Genomic DNA, 10503 nt, shown 5'->3' with positions numbered 1-10503 from the left:
GCGCACGAGGGGTGGTAAATATGCGCAAGCAGGTCTTAGCTAAAAAGAAAGCGCCCCGGAGGGCGCTGGTTCGTCGGGATTGGGTCAGTCGAGTTCGGGACGGGGCGGTTTCTGCTGAACTGATGGAGCAGTCCTTGTGACCGTTACTCCGTCCGCGTTGGCTGTAATGCCAGCGTTGGGCCATGCGGTAGTGAGCTCAAGAATGGCTTTTTTGATCTCTTTGCGGAAGTTTTTTCGTGCGTCGCTGGAGTGTAGTTGCTTGGTGGCGAAGTTGGCGGCGATCATGTCCCAAGTGAAGGTGTAGGCTTCGCGGTTGTTTTTGGCTAACCAGTATTGCTTTACGGTGAGCCAGATGTAAATGTCCATCGCTCGCGGTTTGTTAAGCTCGCGCAGTACATTGAGGTCGATGGGAATGGGGGATTCGGCAATGTGCTTGAAGAACTGGGGAGTGAGGACAAGTTCTGATTCCATGAAGCTTCCCTGGTTGGGGTCGCGTGGATCGAACCAGAGGTTCCAGTCTTCGAGGATTTGGGTGTTGCGACCCCGTGCGTGAACCCCGTCGTCGCTTTGGACGGTGATCGCTGAACTAGCTAGGCGTAGGAGCTGGTCGCGGATTTTAGAGAGATTTCCATGCACGCCTCCGGTGCCGCGTCCGGTGACGCCGATTGCTTGAAGGAAGTGGCTCATGGAATGGCCTAGCGGAATGCGGCGGGCTTCTTCGTGGGTGATTTTTCCTTCTTTGAGGCGTCCGGCATTAGCCACGGCGCGGGTGATGATGTAGGCCATGATGAGGCGCGGGTACTTGCCGTAGGGAAGCCCGTTGGGTGAGTAGACGCTGATGGTGCCTTCCGCAGTAGTGATTTTTCGTTCGTTGCTGTCTGGGTTGCGGTAGGGGAAGAGTGCTTGGACGAAGAGTTTAGAGGTGTAGCCGACGTCTTGGGCTTGCAGGAGTTCTTGTGCGGCGTCGTGTTCTTGCCTGCGGGCTAGTTCTTTGACTGCTTCGAGCTTGGCGCGACGCTCATCTCGGGGCTGCATGGTGCCTTCGTCTCCTTTCGGATTATCGACACCGCCCGTGTTGTGCTTTGCTCACTGCCTGTGTGGAAGTGGTAAAGTCTTAACCGACACGGTGGTGTCGATTTTTGGTTTGAACCCCCGCTAGAGTTGGCGCTCGATGATGCGGGGGTTTCCTCGTTTTTGAGGAATGTGCGCGCCCTGGACTTGAACCGAGGGTGTGTGCCGCTCGCGCTGCGCGCCCCACGTGTGTGGAGCGCGGCTTTTATTTTCTTCGCTTATTAAATCACACCGATGTGATTAATCGCTGGATTTCTGCCGGAGAGTCTGCGCGTATTGCGCATTCTGCGTTTATTGTACATGTTGCGCGATGGTGTGTGCTACAGCTCATTTCCGTTATCGTCCTCTTGCTCTTCGTCTAGGTTTATGTCTTCGTCTGGGGTCTGGGCTGAGTTCTCTGTGTAGTCGTTGCTGTGGGGGTTGTTGGTTTCGCTTCCGAGGCCGAGTCCGTCGAGGAAGTCCATGCTTGCCTGTGCTCCGGGGTGGAGCTCAGGGGAGGCAGGCGGAGCGGTAAGCGTGGTTCCTTCTGCCGCGTGGGAGATGGGCTTGCTGTCTGGGTGGCAGACCATTCCTGTATCGCGCATGAACCCGGTGGGGTTGAGCTCTAGGGAGTAGCCGGGGCTGCGTCCTTTGCTGGCGAGTCGGCTGGCATATTCTTGGCGTCGGCGAACTTCTGCGTCGGAGGCGTCGAAGTCAGCCAGGCGTTGAGTGACCTTGTTGAGCTCTTTGCGCGCCGAGTCCAGTTGGTCTTGGTGGGGGAAGGACTCTGGGTCTCCGAGCTGGTCAATGTCGTCGATGGTCTGCTGATAGTTGGTGATGTCAGCGCGGGTTTGGTCGACGCGGTCAGGGGCTGCGCGCACCGTATTTTCTAGCTGGGTAAGCAGGCCACTTTGTTTGTTCTTGATTTCTTCGGGAGTAATTCCCGAGTGCGCGTAGGTGGGGTCAATAACCCATTTTTCAATGGCGTCACGGCCTACTTGCCCGAAGTCGGATTTAACCTGAACGCTGCCATTAATCGCGTCGAAGCGTGCAGCAAACGAGATTCCAGCAATAGTACCTACTGGCTGATAGTCGGTGCTGCGCGAGTCTTTGACCTCTTTGAGACGGTCAATAAGGGCGCTCGTGGCTTCCTCGCGGGAGTCTTGCTGGGCGTGGTTGATATTCCACGTGCGCTCCTTTGAGTCGGTGTCTGCCCATTGTTCTGCTTGGTCTACTAGCCCTTCGGTTCGGTCTAGGCGTCGTTGGGCGCGGGCGAGGTCTTCTTGCGCTTGCCTGCGGGTGAGAACGTTGGATTCAGCGAGTGCGGTGTGCTCATCGGCGGCAGCTTCGAGTTTTTCTACCTGTTTGGTGAGCTCTGCTTTGCGCACGAAGTCAGGGTTTCCGGTAGCAATAGCCTTGTTTTGGGCCATGGCCTCTAGGTCGTTGTCTTCGAGTGGGGCAATGGAGCGCATGGAGCGGTCAGCATTCCAGAATTGGTTGGTAAATCGGCCTTTGCGCTCGATAGTGGCCCAGGAGTGGCCGTCGTAGGTGCCGCGTCCAACGTAGGTATAGCGGGCGACTTCGTCGTTCTGGTTACCTTGGCGGAAAAAGCGTCCGTCCTGCTGCTCTAGGTCGGCAGGACGCCAGGGAACGTCTACGTGGTGGATAGCAACGCCGCGAGATTGGATATTTGCGCCGGTGCCTAGCTTGGCCGTATTGGCAATAAGGACATCGACTTTGCCGTTATTGCAGTCGTCAAAAAGCTGGGTGCGCTTATTGTCCCAGTCGTGGATAAAGCGAATGCGGTCTTTATCCATGCCGGCTTCGACAAGCTGGTCTCGGATTGCCTCATACATGGAGAATGACCCGTCAGGCTTGGGCACTCCCTTATCGCAGAAAATAAGCTGTAGACCACCACGATTAGGCGAGATATTGCCTTGCTGGTCGGTGTACTCGTTGTCTTTATTGTCCTGCCACTCGCGCACGACGTTTTGGACAACAGCATGAACTCGACCGACGCCTTGGGCGGGCGGAAGGTTAGCCAGTTCTGGAGAGAGCGTGGCGTTTTTGCCGTCGCTCATAATCTTTAGGGCATTGTCGATTTTGGGGTTGTCTGGCTGATTATCTTCGCGCCAGGAAAGATCTTGAATTAAATCCTTGGTTTCTTGGTCTACGTCGAATTCCACGACGGTAGTCTCTCCGCCTTTAATGCTGGGTAGCTTGCGCGGAATATCGTCGCGGGTGATGGTGTCGGCCATGGGCGCGCACATTTGGGCCAGCTCTGCAAGGTTTTCATAGCTGGCAATGCGGGTTTGGGGCTTGATTTTATTGCCAGCGGTAAAGCCAATTTCGCTGCGCTTCGAGGTGAAGTTTTGCGCCCAGGAGTTCACACCATGCATGCCTGCTTCGTGGAGAAGATCGGGCCGAAGATAGTTGAGCATGGTGTAGATTTCGGCGATGGAATTGGCAATAGGCGTACCAGTGGCAAAGGTGGCAATAGGATGGTCGCTGCCTTTTTCGCCGCGTAGGTAGCGCAGTTTCACGTCGAGGTCAGTAGCGCGGTCAGAGCCTTCTTCGGCAAGGTCAGCCAGCTTGGATACGCGCCGGAGGTTTTTATAATTGTGTGCCTCGTCGACAATGATGTAGTCGCCGCGCGTTTGATCCCAGGGGATTGTGTCACCGCGAGAAATCTTGTCGATTTTTTGGTTCATGCTCTGCTCGAACTTGTCGCGCTTTTGCTCGATTCGGCGCGTGTTATCGCGGCGGGTCTGCTCGTCTACCTCGTTGTCTTCGATTTCTTGCAGGTCGCGCTCGAATTCGTCTAAGACGCTGTCGCGGTAGTCGCGCAGATAGTCAGCGGACATGCTCATCTCGCCGAACGAGCTCATAGAGACAATGACTAGCTCCCAGTCATTGGCTGCGGCTTGGGCAAGAAGACGCTGGCGGTCGTCTTTGCGGCTGCTGCCACTGCGGGTTTCTACCAGCATATTTGCGCCGGGGAACCACTGCTTTGCCTCGATTCCTACCTGCTCTACGAGGTGGTTAGGAACCACCATCCAAGGCTGTTTAGCAACGCCTAGGCGCTTTAGCTCCATGGCACCCATGAGCATGCTGCCGGTTTTACCGGCACCGACAACGTGGTTTAGCAGCACACCTGGTTCGTTGAGCATGCGCTCGACTGCGTTGAGCTGATACGGGTAGGGCTTGTAGCGGTCGCTAATGCCTGCAATCTCGCGGCGAGAACCGTCATAGCTGGGAGCAACAACACCATTGAGCGTGCGGTTATAGACGTCAACTAGGCGCTCATAGCGCTCTGGGTCTTGGGTGACCCAGCGAGAAAAGTGCTTTTCTAGGCCTTCCACCTTGGAACCGGCAAAGGCAGAAGCCTTGCGGTGGACGACTAGCGCATTTTCCCCGTAGCCTTTATCCAGCTTGGCGTATTTCGACATGTTGAGCTGCGGCGGGCGCATATTCATAGTGTCTTCAATGAGCTTTGCTGCCGAGTAGACAGTGGCGTCGGCACCAGAGTGGGCGATACCAGCGTGGCTGAAATCCTTAAACTCTTCGTCATTGAAGTTGTATTGGCCATTTGCGTTAGCCGCGCGCACGCCCCATTTCAGATCGACTTCTTCTCGCGTGTGCCAATCCTTTGGAGTGCTGACAAACCACTCATCGGCGCGGTTGTGTACTGTGACTCGATTGTGCAGGCTGGCGGGAATATCCAAGGTGTCAATGATGAAATCGCGGTAGACATCATCGGGTATCCACGTCGCACCTAGACTCATCTTGATTCCGCTGGTGACCTTGTCCGGCAAGGCTTCTTCCAAGCCTGCGACATTGGGAAGAAAGCGCGGATCGTTGTGCGCGACCTGGCGGGCAGTTTCCAACTTGGGATAGATAGACCCAGAAAGGTACTTGGTTGCTGGAACCCACTCGTCAGGGCGGTGCGGGTGGCGAAAAGCAACCTTATTTTCGGTCAGCTCGCGGGCAAGGGCGTCTTCGTCGGTATTTCCCAAAAGCTCTGCAAAGGTGGCAGTAGTCATGGGCAAGTTATGGTTTTGAGCGATAACTACCGCGTCCTGGGCCGAATCGGCACTGGTAGGAGTGTCTATAGAGCGCAGTGGGTTAGTGGTAAACAGTGGGCCCTTGGTGGCCTGCTGGGTATCGTCATTGAAGTCTTCGAGTGCTAGAACAGCCGTGACATACGGGTCGCGGCGCAGTGCGCCAGAAAGGTGCAGTTGCTTGCGCTGCTCGCGGGTGCTGGGCTGCTTGGCTTCGTCCCATAGCCGGGCGGTGACTTCCTCGGGCAGTTCACCCTCGAAGGGGCGATCATCAACGGCGTTGTGCTTTCGCCACAGGTCAACCTTTTTCTCGAAGTCGGCCGAGATACGCTCTGGCGTCTTTTCCTTGGCAGCTTGGACAGTAAAGCGATTAAGCGGGCCGTAAGTGCTGGCGTAAGCGTCGTATTGAGTGTTAAGAACCTCGCGTAGTGCGGGAAGCTCGTCTTCTTGCCCCTCGCGGCAGGCTTCTAGGACTGCTTCGGTGGTGTTGCGCAGGTCAACAATGGCTTTCCATTCCTGCTGGTATTTCTTAGCGCATTTGACGTCTTCCCATGCGGACTCGCCGCTGGCGCCGATGGGATTAAGCTGCTGGAATTGCACGCTGCCGTCGTCATTGTCGATATAGCGCAATGCGCCCAAAGTGTCTTGGAGCTGTTCTCGGCGGGCCTCAATAAGGCCAGAGACGTCTAGTTGTTCGGCGTGGTTAATCGTTTCTGGACTAGCGGTAAGCCCCTGGCCGTTGGCGACAGCAGTAGAAATATCGCGGCGTAAAATATCGCCTAGCTGGTCTGCCACGTTGTCCGTATTGTCGCTGCGTACCTCTAGGGTTGGCCCGAACTGGGAAGAAACTTCCTTCCACGTGCCGAGTACGTGGTCTGGATTATCTGCGAAGAACTTGTTTATCGCACGGGTGGTATCGCCAACCGTAATGGACTGTTTCCGGCAGAATTCCTCGGTGCGCGCACTAGGTTCCTGATTTTCGTCGCGGACACGGAAGACGAGAACATCAGTGCCTACTTCGGTGCCAGCAAAATCGGCAAAAGCACCGTTTGAGCCGCCAGGCAGGCGCACGCCAGTGATGAAATCGGCGCGGTCAGTAAGTGCTTGCTGCACGCTGGTAGCCCCGCGCCCAGCCGAATCGGCAGAGTGCTGGGAGGTTAGGACAGCAACATAGCCACCTGGGGCGGTCAAGTCGATGGACTTGGAAATGAAGTAGTTGTGCGTGGATAGGCCCGCACGGTTGTGGTGCGGGTCGTAAGGTGCGGTCTGGGAGAAAGGAACATTGCCGATGGTGGCGACGAAGGAGTTATCGGCAATTGAGGTATCCGCGAAGTCTTCGCGACGAATCTGCGACTCGGGGTAGCGAGCATTAGCGATAAGTGCGCTCATAGGGTCGCGCTCAATGCCTACAACGTCTGCACCTTCGGGTGCTGCGTCAATAAATCCACCTGCTCCAACTCCGGGTTCGAGCACCTTGCCCTCGGTATATCCTGCGGTGCGAAGGCTATCCCAGATGGTGGAAGTAAGGCTTGGGGGAGTGTAATAGGCGGTAAGAATTGTGCGCCTAGCTGCCGTGTATTCGTCGTCGCTTAGTAGCTCGCGAAGACGCTGGCGGGCAGGTGCGTAGCGCTCGTTGTGCTCATCGAAGACCTGGGAGAAAGCACCCCAAGAGCGGTATTGTTCCAGCGCCTGGCGCTGGCTATCGTCAAGACTGTCACCGTCTCGGTAGGCAATAGCCGCCTCAATCGCGGCGATATTTGTCCAAACCGGATCTAGTTGAGCGTCATTGCGTGATTGACCTTCGCCTCGAAGGCGGGAAGAAGTGTCGAGTCCTGCTCGGTCGGGTACTCCTTGTTCTGATGGTCGCTGACTTGCAGTAGTGCCGTTGCCACCAGTAGCCACTTCGAGCTCTTCTCCGGCCACAGGCTCGCTGCTAGTTCGTTGAGTGCGTCGTTGTCGGGAAGGAGATTCCACTGCGTCATCCACAGATTCGGGGAGGTAAGCACCTGCAGACTCGGTGGATTCATCTCGTCGTGGAGAAGATTGTCCTCGATTACTTCCTGGGTAAGCGGGTCGAGCCACTCGCTGCGGACTTCCTCGCTCGCCTGCTGGTCGGCCAGATTCAGAAGCTGTCCCCGCGTTAGTGCGTCGACTGTCTGCTTGCCCGTCTTCTGCTTCCAACGGTCGGTGAGTGTCTGCAGATTCCTCGCGGAGGTCTGCTCCCACTGACTCATCATTGCTTCGTACGTCTCGGTCAACTCCGGCTCGCTCAGTTCGCGTCCTGCGTCCTGATAAGCCTGCTGGATTGTCGCTTTGTAGATCATTGGTGCTTTCTCCTAAGAGGTCGAAAAGGGAGATCTGATTGGGGTCTTCTTTCTTCTTCCTCGCCATGGCCCCGAATTCTATGGGGCTAAAAACCTAGTGCGCTAGACCTTTTTTAACCAGACAGCGTTCTCCAAGGTATCTGGCAAGACTCTCAGAAATGGCCTGAACGATCAGCGCATTCATCGTTGTATGCTGACAGATAGCCATATGATGCAGCTCTTCTTTGAGGTGTGCATCAATACGAAAGGTGACTTTGGTATCCATAAATGCCCTCCTAGCAGGGCTAAGTGTTACCTAGATAAAATGGTTCAAGAAAACCTCGACAAAGCCAGCTTTATGGCCCGAGGTAGAAACGAGAATAGATAAAAAGCGCAAAAGGTGCAATACGCGCAGAACGCGCAGAGTGTGCCAATCGCGTGATTGACGCCAGCTGGAGTGGATGTAATATGACCGACATGACTACAGGAGACGCTGAGCAGACCAACGAAGAAGTGTGGCTGACCTCGGGAGAAGCTGCAGAACTGCTTCCCAACGTCTCTCGACGTTCGGTGCAGGCGTGGGCTGCGTCCGGAAAAATTGACGGAGTTGTCCGCTTGCCGAGTGGTCGATACCGGATTCCAAAATCTTCCTTAGAAGAATTACTCAACGGGATACCCCCGCAGGAGTAGCGAAAGCTGTAGCTTTCTTGCCAGTTAGGGCTGGTCAGACACCCCAGAATGTTCCATTCTGGGGTGTTTTTCTGTAAAAAGCGGCAAAATGCGGACATATCATCAACTAATAGGAATGTTAACACCCGCCCCGAAATGGGGGTATTGGCCCGTTTTATTGCTGTGAATTAAATTCGGGAATTCCGGTAAATAAAGGAGAAAGTCCCAGCACATAAAGGGAAAGTAAACGCATGTGAAAACCTTGGGGGAAGTTAAAAGGCAAAAATAATAAACAATTGCTGTTGGAATGGCACAGGACTTGCGCCACAATGGAGTGCGACGCAGAACGCGCAGAACGCGCAGAATGCGCAAAACGAGAAACGACGCACACATTGTAGAGAGGGACCAATGGTCAAGATTCGCACCGCTATTTCCACCAGTGCCGCTACGCTGGTCGCGCTTAGCGCTGTAACCGGCGTAGGTGCTGCCACCGCGCAGGCAGAAGAGGCATCTGAAGCTCAGCCGGGCACTGACACTAGTGCCGATGAGGCTCCAGCTGAGGAAGCAGAACAAGCCCAACCAGGCACAGAGGCTTCCGAGAACGCAGGTAGCGACGAGAGTGGCAATGAAGAATCGGCACCTGCTGCTAATGAGGCCCAGCCAGGAACAGATGTGAACGCCGAGCTTCCTAATCAAGGCAACATTCCTTCTCAGCCAGCAAACAATGCGCAGCCGGGAACGGAGACTCCTGCAGAGGCCTCGCAGCAGGCTCAGCCAGGCACGGAGACTGAAACTCCTGCACCGAAGCCGGTGGAATCTGACAACGGAGATAACACCAATAATTCCACCACCCCACAGTGGAGCGATGAAATCGTCTCCGAGCAGCCAGCCGTCCAGCCCGAGGCCCCGAGCGAGCCGGTAGACAATGCCCAGCAGCCCACCTATGAGCCTGCTGTACACACCACTGACTCCCAAGAGTCCGAAGTGGAAACTGAGCCTGCCTACACCCCAGAGCCTGTTTCTGACGATGTAGAAAACGCCCCGCAGCATGAGGCTCCAGCTGAGGAAGTAGTCGCCAACACCAACCCACAGCCAGAGGAAGTAGAGACTGCCCAGCCTGCAGAACCTGTACAACCTGCCGTGGAAGAATCGGCACCTGCTGGTGAGGAAATTGCACAGCAGCCAGTGGCAGACCAGCCAGAGCAGCAGCCAACAGCGCCGGTAGAAACCAACGAGGTAGAAGGCGCTACGGCCACTGTGTCGGCTCCAGGAATCACGGTGACGGCACAGGGGCAGGCCCAGCCGTTTGACGGTGACGTCACTATCTCTACTGCGGCGGGCGAGAGCACCATTGCCTTGCCGGCCAAGGAAGTCGCTTGGGCGCAGCAGGCCGGTCAAAACGCTGCTAAGGCGCTTCCAGAATACGGGCAGGAAAACCTCAATAACCTGCACAATGCAGTAATTGACGAGGTAGAGAATCTGCCTACCGAGCAGCAGGCTGAGCTGGGGGCTGTTTCTGCGGACGTAAATATCGACCACAAGACTGTCTAACCTGCTTGCGGCCTAAGCCGAGAAATGAGGAATACCCATGGATGATTGGCTTGACGCACTCGATAATCACGACAAACAAAACTCCGCGAAACCTGACCTTCGTGCCCTTGATAGCACCAAGGAAGAGGAAGAAAGTCGCGTAGACGATACGCAGACTGAAAAGACGCCGGAGGAAACAGCACCGGTTGTAGAAGAAAAACCTAAGCCTAAAGCAAAAACTAAGCCCGCAGCTGAAAAAGAACCTGCGGTTTCTCGCCCTGATTCTGTAGACAAGAGCGAGAAGAAGCCAGCTAAGGATAAGAAAAGTCGCGGCGTAGCCTTGCCTATCGCGCTTGGTGTGGGTGTGTTTGCCCTTGTAGGAGCTGGTGCTTTCACTTTCCTTGCCCAGATGGGTGATTCTTCTGAGGACACTGCCTCGCAAGAGCACTCACAGCAGTCCTCGCCGGTAGCAGAAGAAGCTGACCAACAAGGCCCACAACCGGTGTCTGATACCTCCTCTGAGGTTGCGGAAGTCGGCACCCGTTGTAGCGGAAACAATGATGTGGACGTGTCGGCCGAAGACTCCCCGCGCGCAGCAATCGCGAAGTTTGAAAAGGCTTATTTTGATGCTGATGCCAACGGTGTCAAGGCGTCTTTGACCAAGGACAGCGATATGCAAAAGCAGAACTGGATGAAGATTCTGCCCAAGGCTGCTCCTAAAGGCACGACCTGGTGTCTGACTATGCAGCCGTCCGAGGGAGATACGACCTCTGTAGAGCTAGAAGTCAAGCAGCCCAAGGAAGAAAAGCCCACCTTGTACAAGCAAAAAGTAACCGCAAAGGAGGCCAACGGCTCGTGGGCTGTGGACTCCATTGGACGAGAGGACTAAA

General features: G+C 55.4%; 7 protein-coding genes. 3 read left to right on the top strand and 4 right to left on the bottom strand.

Features of this window, described 5'->3' with window-relative positions; all coding sequences use genetic code 11:
• Positions 1-84: 84 nt before the first annotated feature.
• The 4 genes from HMPREF2808_RS05685 to HMPREF2808_RS13490 form a co-directional block, all read right to left on the bottom strand.
• The gene (locus HMPREF2808_RS05685) at positions 85-1035 is read right to left on the bottom strand and encodes a replication protein RepA (protein ID WP_070624172.1); all 951 of its coding nucleotides are present in this window, start codon (positions 1033-1035) and stop codon (positions 85-87) included.
• Between the two features lie 356 nt (positions 1036-1391).
• Positions 1392-4499: a DEAD/DEAH box helicase family protein gene (locus HMPREF2808_RS13720; RefSeq protein ID WP_256388852.1), complete on the bottom strand. Its 3108-nt coding sequence runs from the start codon at positions 4497-4499 to the stop codon at positions 1392-1394.
• A gap of 2384 nt (positions 4500-6883) precedes the next feature.
• Entirely contained in the window at positions 6884-7435 is a 552-nt protein-coding gene (locus HMPREF2808_RS13715; RefSeq protein ID WP_070624167.1) for a hypothetical protein, read from the bottom strand.
• Positions 7436-7529: 94 nt separating this feature from the next.
• Positions 7530-7700 carry a hypothetical protein gene (locus HMPREF2808_RS13490; RefSeq protein ID WP_156794356.1) on the bottom strand — a complete coding sequence of 57 codons (171 nt, stop codon included), beginning with the start codon at positions 7698-7700 and terminating at the stop codon, positions 7530-7532.
• A gap of 191 nt (positions 7701-7891) precedes the next feature.
• On the opposite strand from HMPREF2808_RS13490, the gene HMPREF2808_RS12985 reads away from it, so the two are divergent.
• From HMPREF2808_RS12985 to HMPREF2808_RS05665, 3 genes are all read left to right on the top strand, one after another.
• Entirely contained in the window at positions 7892-8104 is a 213-nt protein-coding gene (locus tag HMPREF2808_RS12985) for a helix-turn-helix domain-containing protein (RefSeq protein WP_168162316.1), read from the top strand.
• Between the two features lie 387 nt (positions 8105-8491).
• On the top strand, positions 8492-9634 hold the full coding sequence (locus HMPREF2808_RS05670; RefSeq protein WP_070624165.1) for a hypothetical protein: 1143 nt from the start codon (positions 8492-8494) through the stop codon (positions 9632-9634).
• A 37-nt stretch (positions 9635-9671) separates the two neighbouring features.
• The gene (locus HMPREF2808_RS05665; protein ID WP_070624163.1) at positions 9672-10502 is read left to right on the top strand and encodes a DUF8176 domain-containing protein; all 831 of its coding nucleotides are present in this window, start codon (positions 9672-9674) and stop codon (positions 10500-10502) included.
• The last annotated feature ends 1 nt before the right edge of the window (position 10503 follow it).

It is taken from the genome of Corynebacterium sp. HMSC078A10 (assembly GCF_001811565.1).
In the GTDB taxonomy this organism is placed as follows: domain Bacteria; phylum Actinomycetota; class Actinomycetes; order Mycobacteriales; family Mycobacteriaceae; genus Corynebacterium; species Corynebacterium hesseae.
The sequence above is the reverse complement of the archived record's forward strand: the minus strand, read 5'-3'. Positions and strand labels throughout refer to the sequence as shown.